The organism is Citrobacter amalonaticus (assembly GCF_018252635.1).
Lineage (GTDB): Bacteria > Pseudomonadota > Gammaproteobacteria > Enterobacterales > Enterobacteriaceae > Citrobacter_A > Citrobacter_A amalonaticus_E.
Genome location: NZ_JAGTXM010000002.1, coordinates 348,431 through 366,734 on the forward strand (window position 1 = coordinate 348,431; position 18,304 = coordinate 366,734).

General features: G+C 54.5%; 18 protein-coding genes. 5 read left to right on the plus strand and 13 right to left on the minus strand.

The features are described from left to right. Nucleotides 1–4: 4 nt before the first annotated feature. The 12 genes from KE671_RS06225 to KE671_RS06280 form a co-directional block, all read right to left on the minus strand. Nucleotides 5–490, minus strand: coding sequence for a TlpA family protein disulfide reductase (locus tag KE671_RS06225; RefSeq protein ID WP_206162191.1), 486 nt, complete (start codon nt 488–490; stop codon nt 5–7). Further along, nucleotides 477–1,172 (minus strand): ABC transporter ATP-binding protein, encoded by a 696-nt coding sequence (locus tag KE671_RS06230; protein WP_206162192.1) that lies wholly within the window; start codon nt 1,170–1,172, stop codon nt 477–479. Before KE671_RS06230 ends, KE671_RS06225 begins: the two co-directional genes overlap by 14 nt. A 4-nt stretch (nt 1,173–1,176) precedes the next feature. After that, entirely contained in the window at nt 1,177–2,307 is a 1,131-nt protein-coding gene (locus tag KE671_RS06235; RefSeq protein ID WP_206162193.1) for an ABC transporter permease, read from the minus strand. Beyond that, on the minus strand, nt 2,297–3,580 hold the full coding sequence (locus KE671_RS06240) for an ABC transporter permease (RefSeq protein WP_206162194.1): 1,284 nt from the start codon (nt 3,578–3,580) through the stop codon (nt 2,297–2,299). Before KE671_RS06240 ends, KE671_RS06235 begins: the two co-directional genes overlap by 11 nt. Before the next feature lie 2 nt (nt 3,581–3,582). Then, the gene (locus tag KE671_RS06245; RefSeq protein ID WP_206162195.1) at nt 3,583–4,962 is read right to left on the minus strand and encodes a Fe-S-containing protein; all 1,380 of its coding nucleotides are present in this window, start codon (nt 4,960–4,962) and stop codon (nt 3,583–3,585) included. A 66-nt stretch (nt 4,963–5,028) separates the two neighbouring features. Beyond that, nucleotides 5,029–5,556: an iron transporter gene (locus tag KE671_RS06250; protein ID WP_206162196.1), complete on the minus strand. Its 528-nt coding sequence runs from the start codon at nt 5,554–5,556 to the stop codon at nt 5,029–5,031. A gap of 29 nt (nt 5,557–5,585) precedes the next feature. Beyond that, entirely contained in the window at nt 5,586–7,499 is a 1,914-nt protein-coding gene (locus KE671_RS06255) for an FTR1 family iron permease (RefSeq protein ID WP_206162770.1), read from the minus strand. Between the two features lie 290 nt (nt 7,500–7,789). Then, nucleotides 7,790–8,542 (minus strand): NADH:ubiquinone reductase (Na(+)-transporting) subunit C, encoded by a 753-nt coding sequence (gene nqrC, locus KE671_RS06260; RefSeq protein ID WP_206162197.1) that lies wholly within the window; start codon nt 8,540–8,542, stop codon nt 7,790–7,792. Nucleotides 8,543–8,733: 191 nt separating this feature from the next. Beyond that, nucleotides 8,734–9,240 (minus strand): protein disulfide oxidoreductase, encoded by a 507-nt coding sequence (locus KE671_RS06265; RefSeq protein ID WP_206162198.1) that lies wholly within the window; start codon nt 9,238–9,240, stop codon nt 8,734–8,736. After that, a complete protein-coding gene (locus tag KE671_RS06270; protein ID WP_206162199.1) occupies nt 9,230–9,853 on the minus strand; it encodes a DsbA family protein in 624 nt (207 codons plus the stop codon). The genes KE671_RS06265 and KE671_RS06270 overlap by 11 nt, the downstream gene beginning before the upstream one ends. After that, the gene (locus KE671_RS06275; protein WP_206162200.1) at nt 9,850–11,730 is read right to left on the minus strand and encodes a protein-disulfide reductase DsbD domain-containing protein; all 1,881 of its coding nucleotides are present in this window, start codon (nt 11,728–11,730) and stop codon (nt 9,850–9,852) included. Before KE671_RS06275 ends, KE671_RS06270 begins: the two co-directional genes overlap by 4 nt. A gap of 48 nt (nt 11,731–11,778) precedes the next feature. Continuing rightward, nucleotides 11,779–12,141 carry a copper resistance protein gene (locus KE671_RS06280; RefSeq protein ID WP_206162201.1) on the minus strand — a complete coding sequence of 121 codons (363 nt, stop codon included), beginning with the start codon at nt 12,139–12,141 and terminating at the stop codon, nt 11,779–11,781. A 181-nt stretch (nt 12,142–12,322) separates the two neighbouring features. Here KE671_RS06280 and cbpA point away from each other — a divergent pair, with 181 nt between their 5' ends. From cbpA to KE671_RS06295, 3 genes are all read left to right on the plus strand, one after another. Further along, nucleotides 12,323–13,243: a curved DNA-binding protein gene (gene cbpA, locus KE671_RS06285; protein ID WP_206162202.1), complete on the plus strand. Its 921-nt coding sequence runs from the start codon at nt 12,323–12,325 to the stop codon at nt 13,241–13,243. Next, nucleotides 13,243–13,548 carry a chaperone modulator CbpM gene (cbpM, locus tag KE671_RS06290; RefSeq protein ID WP_206162203.1) on the plus strand — a complete coding sequence of 102 codons (306 nt, stop codon included), beginning with the start codon at nt 13,243–13,245 and terminating at the stop codon, nt 13,546–13,548. Before cbpA ends, cbpM begins: the two co-directional genes overlap by 1 nt. Nucleotides 13,549–13,666: 118 nt before the next feature. After that, nucleotides 13,667–14,746, plus strand: coding sequence for a 4Fe-4S binding protein (locus KE671_RS06295; RefSeq protein ID WP_206162204.1), 1,080 nt, complete (start codon nt 13,667–13,669; stop codon nt 14,744–14,746). Nucleotides 14,747–14,788: 42 nt separating this feature from the next. Here the strand turns inward: KE671_RS06295 and KE671_RS06300 are convergent, their stop codons facing one another. Then, nucleotides 14,789–15,904, minus strand: coding sequence for an AI-2E family transporter (locus tag KE671_RS06300; protein WP_206162205.1), 1,116 nt, complete (start codon nt 15,902–15,904; stop codon nt 14,789–14,791). 212 nt (nt 15,905–16,116) lie between these two features. On the opposite strand from KE671_RS06300, the gene KE671_RS06305 reads away from it, so the two are divergent. Together KE671_RS06305 and KE671_RS06310 are read left to right on the plus strand one after the other, a co-directional pair. Continuing rightward, nucleotides 16,117–17,274, plus strand: a complete 1,158-nt coding sequence (locus tag KE671_RS06305; protein WP_206162206.1) for an iron-containing alcohol dehydrogenase — start codon at nt 16,117–16,119, stop codon at nt 17,272–17,274. A gap of 17 nt (nt 17,275–17,291) precedes the next feature. Beyond that, a complete protein-coding gene (locus KE671_RS06310; protein ID WP_206162207.1) occupies nt 17,292–18,302 on the plus strand; it encodes a 2-dehydro-3-deoxygalactonokinase in 1,011 nt (336 codons plus the stop codon). Nucleotides 18,303–18,304: the final 2 nt, after the last annotated feature.

Sequence of the window (18,304 nt, forward strand, 5' to 3'; positions counted from 1 at the left end):
AAACTTATCGCCCCGCGAGGCGGGCGAACGTGGCGGCTAATTCCGCCGGTTTACGCATTCCCTGATGCCATTCCAGCACCCGCCCCTGCGGGTCAATCAGGACCGAGGTCGGCGTGCCGATGACCTGATAGCGTTCCTGAGTGATCTTCATCTGGTCGCGAAGGACCGGATACGATACCTGATGCTTCGCCAGTAGCGCATCCAGGCTGACCGTTTCCGGATCGGTATTCACCGCCACCACTACCACACTATCGCCCCATCGCTGGCTGAGCGTTTCCAGCGAATCCATCTCCGCCAGACAGCCACCGCAGCCTGCCGACCAGAAGTTCAGGTAGATCGATTTTCCCTGCCAGCGGTCCAGTCCGGACGACTTGCCCTGTAAATCGAAGGCCGCCAGCGCCGGCGCCGTTTCGCCTACGGCCAGCTTTTCCTCTTTACAACCACCGATCAGCACCGCCAGTGCAAGAATGAAAACGTTAAGCCCGCGCATGTTGCATCGTCTCCTCTCCCTGATACTTTCCGTGTTGCAGACGTAAAATACGATCGGCAAACTGCCCAAGCGCCGGGTTATGCGTCACCATGACTATCGTGCGCCCCTGACGGTGTAAATCGGTAAGCAAATCCAACACCCGCTGTTCATTCTCTTCATCGAGGTTGCCCGTCGGTTCATCCGCAAAAATGACCGGTGGTTCATTCACCAGCGCCCTCGCAATACAGACGCGCTGCTGCTCCCCACCGGAAAGCTGGCTGGGTAAATGGGTGACGCGGTGCCCAAGACCGACCTGCTCCAGCACGTTTCTGGCCGCCGCCTCGTCCACCACGCTGTGGTAGTGCTGTGCCAGCATGATATTTTCCAGCGCGGTTAAAAAGGGAATGAGGTGGAATTGCTGGAACACCAGACCAATCTTCTCGGCGCGAAAACGGCGACGCCCCTCTTCGTCCAGCGCGGCAGCATCCGTTCCGTCAAGGAACACCTGACCTTCTGTTGCGGTATCCAGACAGGTGAGAATGTTCATCAGCGTCGTTTTTCCGGAGCCGGAGGCCCCCATAATGGCGACGAACTCCCCTTGCGTAATCCGCAGGTTAATATCATCCAGAGCGGTAACGTCGCCGAACCGTTTATAAAGGTGACGTGTTTCGATCGCCACCAGTGGAATCTGCGTCACGGACATGGCGCTACTCTCCTTTCAGCACTTTTGCAGGTTCGACGCTGACCGCGCGCCGTACCGGAACAATCGCCGCCAGAACGGCGACCAGTAAAGACAATACGAGGGTGAGGGGCAGCACCGGCAGACGCAGCGAGATCGCCGCGTTGAATACCGTTAGTCCCAGCAGTTGCGCCAGCAAATAACCCAACAACCAGCCGCCCACCACGGCTGCAAGGGCGATAATGCAGGTTTCCAGCAAGATTTGCCGTACGATGTCGCCATTGCTGGCACCCAGCGCTTTTTGCAGGGCGAACTCGCGGGCACGCTCGCCGACTATCGCCATCAGGGTAGTATTCACGCACAGGGAAGAGAGCGCCAGAATCACCAGCGATACCAGTCCCATCAACCCTTTGATCTTATCCAGCACCTGCCCTTCTGAGGCGGAAACCTTACGCACCGGGCGAATCTCCAGATCCGGGTACTGGTTTTGCAGGCGGCTGGCATAGCGATCCACCTGGCCGACATCATTACTCACGCTCAACAGCCCATGGCTGATTTTTCCTGGCTGATGCAGCCAGGCTTGCGCCACGTCGAGACTGACGATCAGCATGTTGTCCGTGGCGTCGCCCGCTTCAACAATGCCTTTAATCTGCAGCATTTTCCGTTGGTTATGATCGACCAGTGCGATAGTATCGCCGGGTTGAACGTTGAGGCGCTCCGCCAGTTTGACGCCAATCATCGCGTTGCGATCGTCAAAGCTGACGCCAATCCAGCTGCCCTGTACCTGCCAGTACGGCACCAGTTTTTGCAGCGATTCGAACCAGACGCCGACGATCACGACTTTTTCCAGTTCGGTTCGCGCCATGCCGTACAGCCACGGACTGGCACCGTGAACCAATCCCTGTGGCGCGTCATCCAGAATGGTTTGTAGCGCCTGCTGCGGCATACTCGCGCCGTGTCCCGGCCCGATGTAGAAGTTGGCACCGAAGGTACGCAACTCTTCACTCATTTTGGTATTGATGTCGAACCATACCGCGCTCAGCGCCGTCACGATGGTCGCTCCCACCATCAGCGCGGCAAAAACCACGCTGACCCGCTGAAAGCGCAGGCGCAGCGCCCGCCACACCAGCAGCCAGAGCATTGTCTGTTTAGCGGCCATACAGCACCTCCACGGGATAGAGTCGCGCAATGCGCCGTGCCGGGAACCAGGTGCCGATCAGGGCAATCAACACCGCAACCACCAGTACACACGGCACCACAATCCAGGCGAAATCGAGCGGCGCGTCGAACAGCATCACGCCAATCGCTTTCGCCAGTCCCCATCCGGCAACACATCCCAGCGCCCCGCCCGCCAGTCCACTGGAGGCGGCTTCCAGATAAAACAGCAGCATAATCTGCCACTGGCGCGCGCCAAGCGCCTTCATCAGACCGATCTCTTTGGCGCGTTCCATTATGGTGCTCGTCATCAGCGAGGCGATCCCCATTGCCGATGCCGCCAGCGCGGCAATCGTCACCACCGCCATCAGCAGCTGAATTTTATCAATCACCACCCCTTCAGATGCCGCGACCTGCCAGACCGGGCGCACCTCTGCCCCGGAGATCGCCTCCTCCAGTTGGTGGGCGATAGAAGAAACATAAGCAGTGCAGTACCAGAGGTCGTACTCTTCCGCATTGAGCGCATCCAGATTTTCCCGTGCGCGACGTGAAAGCTCATTTTCCGGTACCGTCAGCGCCGAAACACGAATGGCCTGCACCTTACCGGGCAACCCCAACAACGTCTGCGCAATCGCGAGCGGCATCACCAGTTGGTTATCTTCCTCACCGCCGCTTAAGAGGATCCCGCTGACGGTGACACGGACTGTTGTATCCGCGTTGTTTAGTAGCAGCGTATCACCCGCTTTCCATCCTGTTTGTCGTGCCAGCGCGTGTCCCACCAGCGTTTGCGGTGGACTGTTCTCTCCTTCCTGCGGCCAGTCGCCGGTCACCTGCCAGAACGGACTGACCGTTTTCTGTCCGGTTTCATATCCCTCTTCATCCGGAATATCGACCGGTTGACTGAAGAACGTCCCGAGAATGCGCACCGGGTTACCATTAACAGTGACTTCACCGCCCAGCATCGGCGAAAAACCGACAATGTTATTGCGCCAGAAAATATCTTTGATATTTGGCAATTCAGCTTCATCAAGGAAATCCTGCCCCGAGAGCGGATTACTGCTTTCGCTAAACAGCGCAGGCAATGCCGCTTGTCCGGCTGGCTCAATCAGGATGTTCGCGCCGTAGGATTTGAGCTCCCTCGACATTTTGTCACCGATGTCGATAGACACCGCCAGCAGCGCAGAGATCAGGCTGGCTGCAAGAAAGACCGTGATAATCGCCAGCCCTTTACGCCGCAGGTTGCGTCCCCAGGATTGTCGTAACATTCGCCACAGCATCGTTACTCCTCCCTCAGTTCAGCAGGGACAAATTGTTCAGGCGTCTTGCGAAAACGGTCATAGTTCGCTTCGGAAGAGAAGAACCAGGTCTTACCGCCGTAGCTGTATTTGAAGTCGGCTGCCGTATTGGTCAGCGTTGAGCCGTCAACCGGATCGGTCACCTGAATGGTCATCACCGTCGAGAAGTAGTTCACGCCAGCGGCCAGTTCTTTACCGGGGATCACCAGCTCTTTTTCATCGTTGCGCCAGTTTTCAATCGGCACCGGATTACAGCCGCCGGGTTTGCCAATGGAAGGGATAAAAATATGTACCCCGCAGGCAACGCAAATCACCTGATTGCCTTCCATCACATAGCCCTGATCGCCACACAGCAGACAGGCATCAAACACCACGCCAAAGCGCAGTTTGTCGGGATAACGGTTGATGACGAAAAAGCGCACGGCTTTGCCATCGTCAGCCACCCAGACAAAGCGATGTAGCTTACCGTCACGCAGTTGCTCAACAGGTAAATGGATGCTGCCGTCGCTGGCCAGCGTGACCGGGATGGCTTGCGAAAGCTGCGGCGGTTGAGACGCGACGTTGTCCCACCACAGTTGCCCGGCAATCACCACCACGGCACAGCCGAGGGTGACCAGCCAAAGCCGTAGCGCATTCCGCCTCTGGGCCAGCGCCAGGCGATGTGCGATCGGTTCTTCTGTTGCCCGCGTCTGGCGATGGGCACTCAGCAACGACGGCAGCCAGCACAGTGCCAGAATCAGCAGCAATCCCACCGCCATCCAGTTATAGGCTGACGTATTATTGGTCACTTTTGCCACAAAGCTCAGCAGTGTTTTCGCCAGCGGCAGTATCTGTAGCTTCATCAACAGCAACAGCAAATTACCGCTCAACGGCAGCCACAGCATGACCAGCAGAATGAGGGTGAACGGCCAGTACAGCACACGGATACGGCGCAGCAGCATGGCGCAAAGCACACCTGCCAGACAGAGGGTCGCGAAGGCGAGGACCACTGACGTCACATTCAGCAGCAGTTCAGTATTCAGGACATGTGTGCTGGTTAAGCCACCGAGATTCGGGTCGAGCACCCAGTGACGCGCTGCGCCAAAGACCAGAACCCCCTGCCACAGATAGCGCACGCGGTTGCCGACCCACCAGAAGCTGAGCACAAACAGCAGCGTGACCATCACTTCCGTTCCGACCAGTAACAGCTGTACCGGCTGTGAACCACGCAGCGTCAACCCTGCAAGCACGCCGGTCAGCAGGCCAGTAAGCAGCGTCCAGCCCAGAGGCCGTAAAGAAGGGGGATCGTTTCGACTCCAGAGAACACCGGAGAGTAGCGCGATGCAAAAAAAGACCTGTAACGTGGTGACGAAAAAGTAACTCATGACATCGACTCAGAACAGCGGATTGACTCGGCCGGGATGATTTAGCATCCCGGCGCATCGGTTTTCTTAGTTCAGACCGACGTATTTAAATTCGTAGCTCACATCAAACGGTTTCCACCAGCGACCGACGCCGGTATCACTGTCGGTGTGACGGTGCATCCCCGCTTTGGATGGCGGTTCAATGTGGTAAGTCACTTTGTAGTTGCCCACCCCCATCATCTTGACGTTCGCGCCATAGTGAGGGCCATCGCTGGCGACCATCGGCATAAACGTCCCTTCTTGTTTTTCACCGGTATCGCTGTTGACCAGGGTGTAGCTGATGGTCAGATACGGGATCCACTCGCCTGCGCCAAAGCCGTTTTTACTGCCTTCAACCGCGTGAATATCCGCCTCAAGGTGAATATCGGCTTTGGCTGCCGGTAAGCCCATACCGCGAGGTTCCATATCAATCGGCTGCAGATAAACGGCGGCCAGCTCCATTTCATTCATCACGACAGGCTCGCCCGCCGGGTACTCTTTGAAAGCGAACGCTGCCGGTGCGGTGAAAATTCCGGCTATCACTGCACTGGCAATCAGGGTTTTCTTCATGGTCATCAGACATATCCTCTCGTCTAAAATCACAACTACAGCGTGTTTTTTATTGTGTCCCCGGGAATGGCGCTTTTTCGCCGCATAACCCACAGCGCAACCAGCGCAGCGAGCAGTAATACTGCCTGCGGTAGCAGCGTTTCCACATAGGGATAAATCCCCAGCCAGCTGATTTCCGGCAAGCCGTTAATCAACGTTGGCTGGAACAGTTTGCCTTCCACCAGTTCCAGCACGCCTTTGCCCGCAAACACGAAGGCCATCAGGTACATGAAACTGCCGGTAAACATAAAGAAGGGTTTCAGCGGCAGACGCACCACCGAGTAACGCATGACCAGCCACGCCGCCAGTAGCACAATGCAACCAATAAAAAAGCCCGCGCCGATCGCCATGTGTCCGGCAACATCCCTGGCATCGCCGATCAGGGCGTAGTAGAACAGAACCGTTTCGGCCCCTTCGCGATAGACGGCGAGGAAACTGGTCAGCCATAGTCCCACCAGCGACCCTTTCGACAGCGAGTGAGACAGCTTACCTTCCAGCCAGGCCTTCCAGTGTCGGGCTTCCACTTTGGACAGCAGCCAGTAACTCATGAAGAACAGCATCACCACCGCAATCAGCATCGTAATGCCTTCCAGTAACTCCCGACTGGCACCCGAGTTGGTGAACAGCAACTGGAAAATCACGGCGGTTACCACGCTGGCGACCAGGGCGACGATCACCGACTGACGAATCAGCGGCAGCTTATCCTGATGATTGTTTTTCACCATGTAGGCAACAATCGCCGCCACGATCAGCAGGGCTTCCAGCCCTTCACGGACGATGATCATCAGGCTATAAAGCAGCAGGCTCCATTGCGTCTCTTCCCCTTCGCCAAGCATCGTCACCGCTTTTTGCAGATCCTGCCCGAGCGCGCTCGCTTCTGACTGGAGTCTTTCTGCCGGCTGACCGGCCTTCATCAGACTGACCAGACGGGTGAAGTAGGCTTCCAGCGTGGTTTTGAACGCTGAATCACGCGAGCCAATTTTGTTTTCCATGCCGCTGGCTTCGAAGCGATCGAAATAGCTGTCCTGAACATCCAGAATGGCATTCTGCGCCTCGCCACGTTGATACCGTGCAATGGCGTCCTGAATGCTCTGATTGATTCCGCCTGCCACTTCCCCCCAGTTTGTGCGGGTACTCTCCTGTGCCGCCGCGGGGCTGTTGACAGCCGTTTGTGGTGCAGCAACCTGCTGTTCGTCGCGGGTTGTCGGCAAGCCGGGCAGAATATCCTCAATATCCTGTAACAGCGTGGTGACCTGATAAGAGACGTCGTTGAGGCGATCGGGTTGGGCGGCAAGAGCAATCAGCGCGGAAAACTGCTGGTTGATGGCAGCGGCATCTTTGGCTGAGCGATTCTGCCTGATCGACATTTCCATCTCAGTGTTTTTGAATCCCTGATAGTGCGCCTGCTGAACGTGTTGACTGGCCGGGGCGTAGTTTCCGGCCTGATAGTCATTCACCGCCTGGGCCAGCAGATCGTCGATAATACGGAAGCTCTCTTGCCAGTGGACTGCAATATCCGTTCGGGTGAGCGCGGTGTGCTGCTCTTCCGCCACCAGTCGGTGTCCGCCGTCCAGCACCGGTTCAACCTCACGCAGTGATGCTTTCAACCAGTCAATTCTCGACTGCACATCAGCGAGCGGTTTTTTCTCGCCAATCATCCGTCGGATTTCACCGAAAGCACTCTCCATTTCGTAACTTTTACTGGCGGAAATGTTGATACGGATCGGGCCTTCAAGATTTTCGAACACCTCAAAATAGGCCATCTGTACCGTGCGGCGCGCCTCATCGGGCTGTTGCTGTGAATAGAGTTCTGCTGTTTTATCAAGACGTTGCTCAATATCCTCAATAAACGGAGCATAGTTTGTCGTGGCCCATACGCTAACGCTTATGAGCAGAGTGAAGAGAGTCATCAGCAGTGAGAGGTAAAACTTACGCACGATACGCACCAAAGAACACAAATGATAATTATTATCATTATCGATTTTTACTGACGCTGTACATGACCTGGATCATAAAAATGTCAACAGGTGACAAGTTATGTAAATTTATTTCATAGATATGTGACGAAAGGAAGGTTCTGACGGTGGGTAATACTCCGAGTCACCGTCAGGAATTGAATAAGTGCGTTGCGTAAAGTCATAAAAAATTAATGATACTACGCCTGGTGGTTTAAATTAAATTATCCGCAGGCGCACATTATTCATCGATTCAACATCTCTGGATCCTGTTTCAGTCGCTGCAAAAATGGGCCATAACCCTGCTCACTGATCCAGTAGTTAATACTCTTCTCAACGCCCGTTGAGGTCAGCGTCGCACCCGAAATACCATCAACGGTATATTCATTATTCTTCCCTGACTTCTCCTGAACTATTTTCAACGCAGGTATTCCATTATCATCAGCCACTTTTTTCCCCGGCCATTGTTGACGCCAGCTTTCATCTTTCACTCTGGCCCCCAGAAATGGCGTCTCTCGCTGCTGATAATAATACAGATTGTTCACCGTCCGGCCGTCCAGCCCCAAAGAGAGAAAGGCGTGCATCATTGATTTCGCCCCTTTGCCCGAAACAGGGATGATAACCTGCTGAATCTTATTATACTTATCTTTCACCAGATAAACTTCCGCCAACATACAGCGCTGACGAATCTGCGCAGGGTCCTGCTCCGGAGTGAGTTTTTCACATCTCTGTACGGCCGTTTTATCCGTCACCCAGTCGCCGGAATCCAGATTTACTGTGCGCACGATAATTGAACGCTGATACAGGTTATCTCGCGATTTTTTATCCTGAGAATCTGTCTTAAGTAAGCCTGCGGCCTGTAAAACAGCGACGTTTTTTTCTTCTGCCGTCGGCTCTGTCATTTCCCCCTGAAACAACATAAACCCGGCGATCGCGATAAGAAAAATAAGGACACAAAGCACCATCATTGATGCAATAATAACTTTACCCTTGCGCATTTCTTTATAATCCCTGTAAGTATTAACATCGTTATATCGCCACATGATATGCCATCACCCATCGTAATTTGCAATGATAAAAACCGCAAAAATATAGGTTCAGCCCATTTACTTTTCGCTTTAAATATTTGAGCGGAATGTGATTGCGGCTATTTCACAGTGTAAAAAAACCGGGTTTCCCCGGTTTTTACTCAACTGAGTTTCGTCCACCCTAGCCGCAGGAGCATCCCCCAATAGCTGGTCCAGCCGCTGGTCGTGGAAACCACCTGCCCTTTCGACACCACGATCAGCGTGGGGGTGACGCTGATATCCCAACGGCGGGAAAGTGCGCCATTGGCATCATTGACCACAGGAAAGGTGAATTGTTTGCGCGCCAGCCAGCGTGTGAGCGTCTGCTCATCTCCCGAACGCAGCGCGATGGTCAGCACGTTCTTTCCCTGTGCCTGCAAGCGGGCAACATCCGGTGTGGTATAGCGGCAAACGCCACACCAGGTGGCCCAGAAATAGATGAGCAGCGGCTCTTCCTCGCTTAAAGCCGCCAGCGTCACCCGTTCACCATCCAGCGTATAAAGCGGCGTACTGGCGAAAGCCGTTGGGGCCTGTGGCGCACGCCAGATATCCATCAGCCACAGTCCACCCGCCAACAGGAGCAGAAAAATCACACCTTCATACAGCCAACGCCGCAGCTTACTGACCATTTGCCACCGCCCGTTTTTCTTTAACGATCTCTTCAAGCACCTCCCAGGAAACGGCGCCTGGGATCAGCTCATCGCCTACGATCGTCGCGGGCGTGCCCTGAACGCCGACGAGTCGCGCCAGTTGCAGATTGGTACTCAGCGTTTCATTGCTTTTTTCATCCAGCGTGACCGGACTGGCAGCCGATTTTTCCTGTGCCTGTTTAATGCTGGCGTCAGTGTGATATCCCTTCTTTTGCATCAGTTTTTCATGCAGCGCGAGGAACTGCTGTGGATGCTCGCGCCAGGTGGTAAGCGCTGTTCGCGCAGCCAGCACTGAGCTTTCGCCTTTAAACGGCAGCGGTTTGATAATCACCGCCACGTCAGGATATTTCGCCACCAGTTTCTTCAGCAGCGGATCAAGCTGTTTGCAGTACGGACAGTTGTAATCGGTAAAATTCACCAGCGTCAGTTTTGCCTGTTTTGCGCCAAAGCGCGGACTGGCAGGATCGTTAAACAACGCCTCCTGAATGAGGGCTTCGATCTGCTTTTCCTGCTCCGGGGTAAACGGCGCGGCTTCTTTAGCGAAGCTGAACGCGCTGAGCAGGGAAAATAACAGGATGATCAGGGATTTCATGGCGTTTCTCCTTTCGCTTCAGTCAGCGTTTCTAACAGATCGTCGCGCGTCAATATCGTCGGCAGTGCCTGACCTTTCGGCAGGCCAGGGCCATAAATTTGGTTATACGGTACGGCAACCTGGCCGCGTGATTTCAGAAACGCCGTGATCTCATCAGACGGCAGCGTCCAGTCGCCGCGCAGGGCCACCACATCCGGTTGCTGTAGCGCTGCCTGCACCGCATCGGTGTTCAGTACGTTGTATTTATTAACCTTACAGGTGATGCACCAGTCGGCGGTCACATCGATAAATACGCGTTTATGCTGCGCAAGCGCATCGGTAATCGCCTGCTCGCTAAGCGGTTGCCAAAGGACGCGTTCTTTCGCTGCGCTCTGGGAGGTAAAACCGAGATGTGGCAGGAGCAGCGTTGCCAGCCAGAGGGCCGAACCGAGCATCATTAAGCCGAGCAGGCGTCGCAGTCCGTTCATCCAGCGTCCCGGTCGCGGCAGACGAAGCGCCAGACCCGGACGCAGTGCGACCAGCAGCCACGGCAGACTCATCCCAACGCCGAGGGCGAAGAAAAGCCCCCACAGCACGGGCAGCGATGCCGTCAGCGCCACCGCCACTGCCGTACCGAGAAACGGTGCGCTGCACGGTGTCGCCAGCAGCGTGGCGAATGCGCCCTGCCAGAAATGCCCCGCCAGGCCATTGCCGCCGTAAGTCGCCAGTCGGGTGGTCATTGCTGACGGCAGGCGGAATTCAAACAGACCGAACAAACTGGCGCTGAAGGCCAGCATCACCAGCGCGATTACGCCAATAAACCACGGATTCTGGAACTGGATCCCCCACCCCAGCGCCTGATTGCTCAGCCGTAGCACGGTCATCAGTAATGCCAGCGCCATAAAGGAGACCAGAATACCGCCGACCGACGCGAGGAACTGCCGTTGTATCTGGCGACGATTTTTCTCCTCGACGAGCAAAATCGAACCCAGCTTCATCCCCAATACCGGCAATACGCAGGGCATCAGGTTGAGGATCGCGCCGCCGGCCAGCGCCATAAGCACCACCTGCCAGAGGGGTAGCCCGACGGTGTCCGCCGCCGGCGCATCACCAACGGTAAGCTGGCTCTCCTGCGCCACACCGTTATCCGCCAGTACCAACGTGAGCGATTTGCCGCGCAGATTCGGCGCCCCTTCTCCCCAGCTATCATGAACCGGCACCGTCGCGTGGAGTCGGTCACCGTCGACCCGGATCATCGGTTTAGCAAAATCCGAGTCCTCTACGCTATCAAGAAACAACGCGGGGGCAGTCCAGCCACCGCGGCGCTGCGCCTCGATCACCAACTCGCCGTCACGCGCACCTGCGATCAGGGTTTGTGTCAGACCGTGCGCCAGGGGCACGCGTCCCATCGCCTGAGCATAATCATGCGCAAACCCGGCATCCTGTTGAGAGGCCGTGAGCGAAAACGGGTAGTCAGTCAGCAAACACACGTTGCTACAGGTTGAGAGCGTCAGCACACCGGCAATATGCTCAGGTGCACGTCCCCGGACGGTCAGCGGAAAGGTGACCTGCGGGTGATAGCCCTGGGTGGTAATACCGGCGACGTCAAAACGGTCCGGTGTCGGCCAGAACCAGTCCACCGCAGGCATTTCTCCTTTCCAGGTGATAGCTGGCGCAACGCCGCCTTCCCCTGGCGAGCGCCAGTATGTCTTCCAGCCATTTTCCAGTTTGACGTCGATCAGCAGACGGGTTTCCCCCGCTGCTGTCGTATCGGCGCGCAGTCTGACGCTGGCATAGGCGTTCTCCGGGGAACGCAACCAGCCGCTCTCTGCCGCCCACGACGCGGGCAGCCAGAGTAATAACAGGCAGATCAGTCCCTGCCTGATGGCATACATCATAATTTTTCTCCATGAATGATTAACTTACTGTACGAAACAGCCGGTCTGTCATTCGCGGAAAACGCAGAATCTGAGATGGACCCGTAGCCTGGGTGGAGAAATAACGCGTTGCGGGAAGAACGGTAAGCGTACCGTCCTGAATGGCGTTAACAGAGCAAGGAGTAAACAGAACGCGAGGAGCGCACCTTCAAAAATAACCGGTGGCGCGGCAAGCAGGGATTTCGCACTGAGCTCGCACGGGGTCACAGGGGACGCGTCATCTGTCACGGATGTCGGCGATGCCATTACCGCAATCGCGGTTGTCTCCATCTGCAACGCGTGCAGACCCGCCATGCGCTGCGCGGTACAGACCATCACCACGACACATGCCAGGCAGAAGAACCACCATCCCATCCGTTGACGTTTCGCCATTACACCCTCACTCATTGACGCGAGTTATCTTAGCGACTGGCGTGTTTTACGCAACCTCCTGGCTGTAAAGTTATGTGGTCTCGCTGGTTGGCATTCGTCCGCGACAGGATTACCCTACACTTACCGGTGACACCTTTTCAGGGATCCCTTCAGCCTGTATTGATTAACCCGAGAGAACGCTATGGAATTAAAGGATTATTACGCCATCATGGGCGTGAAACCGACGGACGATCTCAAGACTATCAAGACCGCTTACCGCCGACTGGCCCGTAAATATCATCCCGATGTCAGTAAAGAACCCGATGCCGAAGCCCGCTTTAAAGAGGTCGCTGAAGCCTGGGAAGTACTGAGCGATGAGCAGCGACGCGCCGAATACGATCAGCTCTGGCAACACCGCAATGACCCACAGTTCAACCGCCAGTTCCAGCAGGGCGAGAACCAAAGTTACAACGCCGATGACTTTGACGACATTTTCTCTTCGATTTTTGGTCAGCATGCGCGTCAGTCGCGCCAGCGCCATGCCAGCCGAGGACATGATATCGAAATTGAAGTCGCGGTTTTTCTTGAAGAAACGCTCGCTGAGCACAGCCGAACCATCAGCTATAACCTGCCGGTCTACAATGCGTTTGGCATGATTGAACGTGAAATCCCGAAAACCCTGAACGTAAAAATTCCGGCTGGCGTCGGCAATGGTCAGCGCATTCGCCTGAAAGGCCAGGGGACGCCGGGTGAAAACGGCGGACCAAACGGCGATTTGTGGCTGGTTGTCCACATCGCGCCGCACCCCCTGTTTGATATCGTTAATCAGGATCTGGAAATTGTAGTACCGCTCGCTCCGTGGGAAGCCTCGCTCGGCGCGAAGATTGCCGTCCCCACGCTGAAAGAGAGCATTCTGGTCACCATTCCCCCTGGCAGCCAGGCCGGACAACGTTTACGCATCAAAGGTAAAGGTCTGGTCAGTAAAAAACAGACCGGTGATTTGTATGTCGTGCTGAAGATCGTGATGCCGCCGAAACCTGATGAACGCGCAACTGCACTGTGGCAACAGTTGGCAGAAGCACAGTCAGGATTTGATCCGCGCAAAGATTGGGGGAGAGCATAATGGCTAACGTCACCATCACCTTTACGGTTACCGAGTTTTGCCTGCACACCGGCGTGACCGAGGAAGACCTGAATGAAATCGTGGGTCTGGGCGTCATCGAACCTTATACCGCAACGACGGACAGTTGGCAGTTCGACGACCATGCGGCCACCGTGGTACAGCGCGCCCTGCGGTTGCGTGAAGAACTGGCGCTCGACTGGCCGGGGATCGCCGTGGCGCTGACGCTACTGGAAGAGAACTCGCATTTACGCCAGGAAAACCGTCTGTTACGACAACGGCTCGCACGTTTTATCCCCCATCCATAAAGTTATGGGCAGCATAAGCTGCCCATTTATCAGGCAATGATATAAATCAACGCTGGCCCAAAGGGTTAACCGTACGATAGTAGCATTCAAAATGCCACTTTATGGAAGTCAGAAGGCTATGGGCGAAAAAAGCAGAAAGCGCTGGCAACGCCGTCCTGGGACAACCGGCGGTAAACTGCCATGGAACGACTGGCGTAATGCCTCCACCTGGCGCAAAGCCACGCAGTGGCTGCTGGTGGCGATCAATATTTATATTGGCGTGACGTTTTACTACTGGGTACGTTATTACGAAACTGGCGGGACCAGTCTGTTCGTTCCCCGACCAGGCGGCATAGAAGGTTGGCTGCCCATCGCGGGCCTGATGAATCTGCGCTATACGCTGGAAACCGGCATCCTTCCTCCTGTTCACGCCGCCGCCATGCTGCTGCTGGCCGCATTTATGCTGGTAAGCCTGTTACTCAAAAAGTCGTTTTGCTCGTGGCTGTGCCCGGTGGGTACGCTATCTGAACTCATCGCCGATGTGGGCAAGGGATTGTTTGGTCGTCAGTTCGCCCTGCCCCGTTGGCTGGATATCCCTCTGCGCGGCCTGAAATATCTGCTGCTGGCCTTTTTCCTCTTCATTTCGCTGTCGATGCCGGCACAGGGCATTCAGGTTTTTTTGATGTCGGCCTACGGGATTATTATTGATGTGAAGATGCTCGATTTTTTTCGCAATATCGGCACGATCACCCTGCTGAGCGTCGCCCTCCTGATAATAATAAGCCTGTTCGTTCGCAACGCATGGTGCCGTTATCTGTGTCCCTATGGTGCCCTGCTCGGGCTGCTTTCTCTGCTCTCACCGTTCAAAATCCGCCGCAATGCGCAAAGCTGCATCGACTGCGGAAAATGCGCCAAAAACTGCCCGTCGCAGATCCCGGTGGATAAGCTAATTCAGGTGCGAACGGTTGAATGCACCGGCTGTATGAGCTGTGTGGAATCCTGCCCGGTGGCTTCAACGCTGACATTTTCCCTGCGAACGCCAACGGGAAATGTTGAAACACAGCGAGGAACGTTATCAGGTATGGCGATGACGCTGCTGCTACTGGGGATAATGTTTACCATTATCGCATTCGCGATGCTGATGGGCGTCTGGGACAGCCCGGTGCCGGAGCAGCTTTACTTCCGTCTGATCCCTGAAGCAAGGATGATCGGGCATTAACCGAAACCGGATGGAGCCTGCGCACCATCCGGTCGCTGACGATCACTGCGATTTCTTGTCTTCGCTGATGCCATCCTCGATAAAATCTTTATCGAGCTCTTCGGCATTCCCCTCGTGATCGCGCCCGGAAAGAATGTTCCAGCACGCGATAAACAGCGCGGCAACGAGAGGGCCAATGACAAAACCATTAATGCCGTAAATCTCCATTCCCCCCACCGTGGTGATAAGAATCAGATAATCAGGCATTTTGGTATCTTTGCCGACCAGAATGGGGCGCAGAATATTATCCACCAGCCCTACCACCACCACGAAGAAACCGACGATGAAAAAGCCCTGCCACAGTTGCTGTGTCGAAAAGAGATAGATAGCCGCTGGTACCCAGATGATCGCGGAGCCTACTGCAGGGATCAGTGACAGAAACGCCATCAATGCCCCCCACAGTATGCTGCCATCAATACCGACAATGTAAAACGCAATCCCCCCCAACGTCCCCTGCACGATCGCCACCACAACGGTGCCTTTTACCGTCGCCCTTGAGACCGCCGCAAACTTTGCAAACAGATGTTGCTTAACGAAATTCGACAACGGTAGCGAGTCGAGGATTTGCCGGACCAGAAACGGTCCATCCTTGAGCAGGAAAAATAGCAGGTAGAGCATGATGCCGAAACTGATCGCGAAGCCAAAAGTGCCTTTGCCAATCAGGAAGGCGCTCCCGGCCAGATATTGTCCGCCCTTTAATGCCACATCAGACAGTTTTTGCTGGATTTCAGCGGCATTGTCGAGGGAGTGATCGGCAAGAAACGAACGCGCCCACTCTGGCATATGCGCAAACAAACTTGCCACCACTTCCGGGAACTGAGCGTCATTATTCTGCAGCTTGTTATACACCACGTTCAATTCAACGGCGAGCGAGGAGAGGATCAGCATTAACGGGATGAATACAATCAAGCAGATAATGCCCAGCGTCAACAGAGACGCAACCCCGTTACGCTCCCCCAATGCCGAACGCAGCTTATTTTTCACCGGGTAGAAGATTACCGTCAGAATCGCAGCCCATAAGATGGCGGAAAAATACGGTGACAGCACGTCGAAGAAAGCCCATGTCACCATGGCGAGGAGAAAAAGGAAAAACCCTTTATTCAGTCCGTTAAAACGCATTAGAGGATCCTGTAAACAAAGAAACTCTGTGGACTATAGGACTGATTGCGGATTTTACAAAGCCGACAAGACGAAAACCGCCAGCCAGTGCTTCACATTCAAAATGTGATAGTGCTCATTGTTTCACCAAAAGGAATTGCATTTAGCTCAAGAATAGATCAATCATAATCACATACACGAACACAGTCCGCATATACGAACAAAACGGAGAAATGATGAGCGTATTCGATTACAGCAACCCGGTAACGTTTTATTTTGGCGCTGGGAAATTCAATAAGTTAGGCGAGATAGCCACGAAGCACGGGCAGAACGTGCTACTGGTCGTGTCTGACAGCACCAAACACACAGGCCAACTCGAACGGGCACAGCAGTTGCTTTCTGACGCCGGGATTGCCTTTGTCATTTACGATCGCTTTATGCAGAACCCGCTTTCGACACTGGTTGAAGAAGGCGCAGCGCTGGCCAGAGATGAACACTGCGATCTGATCATTGGGATTGGTGGCGGCAGTGCAATGGATATGGCAAAAGGCATCGCCTTTTGCGCCTGCAATGAAGGCAGTATCTGGAATTACGTGTTTGGCAAAAAACAGGCGCAGCACGCATTGCCGGTGATATTAATCCCCACCACTGCCGGCACCGGCAGCGAAGCGAACCGGACTGCCGTATTTACCAATCCACAAACGCATGACAAAAAAGGGCTGGTTAATCCGCTGATCTATCCTGTCGCCGCTATTATCGATCCTGAACTGATGCTTACCCTGCCCAAACGCGTTATCGCAGGCCCTGGCGCTGATGTTCTCTTCCATGCTCTCGAATCCTATATCTCGCGCAACGCAAATCCGTTCAGTGAAATGCTGTCCTTGCAGGCCATTCGTCTGCTGGCGAAAAACCTGCCGCGGGTTTACGAGGACGTGAGCTGTCTGGACGCCTGGGAAAAGGTGACACAGGCCAGCACTCTCGCGGGAATGGCGATCGACTGTGCGGGAACCACATTGCCGCACGCGCTACAACATCCGATGGGCGGGTTACTGGATGTGGTGCACGCAGAAGGGATTGCCGCCGTTTACCCTGTCTTCCTTGAATACACCTGGTCCGCCTCTCCAGAGAAATTTGCCGCCATTGCACAAGCCATGGGCGTAAACACGCAGGGAATGACCATTGAACAAGCGGCACAAAGCAGCGTTACCGCCGTCACCGACTTCCTGAAAGGCATCAATATGCTGCCGACGCTGAGCGAACTTGGGGTGAAAGAAGAACACTTCGACTGGATCATTAATAACGTGCTGACCACGATGAATGTGGTGTTAAACAATAACCCACGCGTGCCTGATGCGAAGACGCTTCGCGATCTTTTAACCCGTAGCCTTTAATCGATAAAGGAATAGCCATGTTTATTATTATAGATTCTGGCTCGTCGGCAACACGACTGTATCTTGTGGATTCAGGCGACCTTCGTGTCATTGACAGAACGGTTATTCAGACCGGTGTTAATTCCACGATTGAGAAGGGAAGCAATGAATTTCTGAAAACGGAGATAACCTCCGGAATTAGGGAATTGCTCAATAAGCACTCGCTGTCGACTGAGGCGATTGAATTCATTATCGCCTCAGGAATGATTACCTCTAATCTGGGACTTCATGAAATACCGCACCGGGAGGCACCAGCTGATATTGCGCAACTGGCTAAACATGCCGTGCGCTTCGCCGGTAACAAGCTGCTGCCGGTGAATATTCCGGTAATACTGATCCCGGGGATAAAAAATAAAACGACGGCCCAGTGGCAGAACCTGTGTGGCGTCGACCTCATGCGGGGAGAAGAAACGCAGGCCGTAGGCGTATTGCTCGCCAGGAACCCCGCATTGCCCTGCACGCTGATTGAACTGGGCTCAACCACTAAGCTTATCTCCATTAACGAAAAAGGAGAAATCGCCGGTAGCATCACGTCACTCAGTGGACAGGTTTATGCCGCCATTGTGAAACAGACTTTCGTTGCCGCCAGTATAGAGAATGCCGAAGACGCCGGTTTAGATGAAAGGGTCATTGATGCGGCGTACCGCTCTGTTACGCAAAGCGGCTTCCTGCGTACCGTATTAATGACGCGCTTCTTACAGTTTTCTTTATCCAGTACCGCGGCGCAGAGGAAATTATTCCTTGAAAGCGCAATGGCCTGCGACGATTTAAAACTGCTGTCAGATGCTCAACGCCAGGGATTTAATTTGAACGGCGACATCTATCTCATTGGGAATACAGCACGCTGCGCCTTATACCACTTTATTTTTTCGCATTATGCCCAGCCTAATGCGCATTTCAACATTATTTCCGATGCAGAAAGTATCGACATGCTGGCAATAACCGGAGCGAGCGCCATTGCCCGCGAGATACAAACTAACCCGCAGTGAGG

Coding starts and splice junctions, on each gene's coding strand:
- KE671_RS06240 (WP_206162194.1), bottom strand. CDS start 3,580: ATGCTGTGGCGAATGTTACGACAATCCTGGGGACGCAACCTGCGGCGT.
- KE671_RS06300 (WP_206162205.1), bottom strand. CDS start 15,904: ATGCGTTTTAACGGACTGAATAAAGGGTTTTTCCTTTTTCTCCTCGCC.
- cbpM (WP_206162203.1), top strand. CDS start 13,243: ATGGCTAACGTCACCATCACCTTTACGGTTACCGAGTTTTGCCTGCAC.
- KE671_RS06275 (WP_206162200.1), bottom strand. CDS start 11,730: ATGATGTATGCCATCAGGCAGGGACTGATCTGCCTGTTATTACTCTGG.
- KE671_RS06250 (WP_206162196.1), bottom strand. CDS start 5,556: ATGACCATGAAGAAAACCCTGATTGCCAGTGCAGTGATAGCCGGAATT.
- KE671_RS06305 (WP_206162206.1), top strand. CDS start 16,117: ATGATGAGCGTATTCGATTACAGCAACCCGGTAACGTTTTATTTTGGC.
- KE671_RS06235 (WP_206162193.1), bottom strand. CDS start 2,307: ATGGCCGCTAAACAGACAATGCTCTGGCTGCTGGTGTGGCGGGCGCTG.
- KE671_RS06225 (WP_206162191.1), bottom strand. CDS start 490: ATGCGCGGGCTTAACGTTTTCATTCTTGCACTGGCGGTGCTGATCGGT.
- KE671_RS06230 (WP_206162192.1), bottom strand. CDS start 1,172: ATGTCCGTGACGCAGATTCCACTGGTGGCGATCGAAACACGTCACCTT.
- KE671_RS06310 (WP_206162207.1), top strand. CDS start 17,292: ATGTTTATTATTATAGATTCTGGCTCGTCGGCAACACGACTGTATCTT.
- KE671_RS06280 (WP_206162201.1), bottom strand. CDS start 12,141: ATGGCGAAACGTCAACGGATGGGATGGTGGTTCTTCTGCCTGGCATGT.
- KE671_RS06245 (WP_206162195.1), bottom strand. CDS start 4,962: ATGAGTTACTTTTTCGTCACCACGTTACAGGTCTTTTTTTGCATCGCG.
- KE671_RS06295 (WP_206162204.1), top strand. CDS start 13,667: ATGGGCGAAAAAAGCAGAAAGCGCTGGCAACGCCGTCCTGGGACAACC.
- KE671_RS06265 (WP_206162198.1), bottom strand. CDS start 9,240: ATGGTCAGTAAGCTGCGGCGTTGGCTGTATGAAGGTGTGATTTTTCTG.
- cbpA (WP_206162202.1), top strand. CDS start 12,323: ATGGAATTAAAGGATTATTACGCCATCATGGGCGTGAAACCGACGGAC.
- KE671_RS06255 (WP_206162770.1), bottom strand. CDS start 7,499: ATGACTCTCTTCACTCTGCTCATAAGCGTTAGCGTATGGGCCACGACA.
- KE671_RS06270 (WP_206162199.1), bottom strand. CDS start 9,853: ATGAAATCCCTGATCATCCTGTTATTTTCCCTGCTCAGCGCGTTCAGC.
- nqrC (WP_206162197.1), bottom strand. CDS start 8,542: ATGCGCAAGGGTAAAGTTATTATTGCATCAATGATGGTGCTTTGTGTC.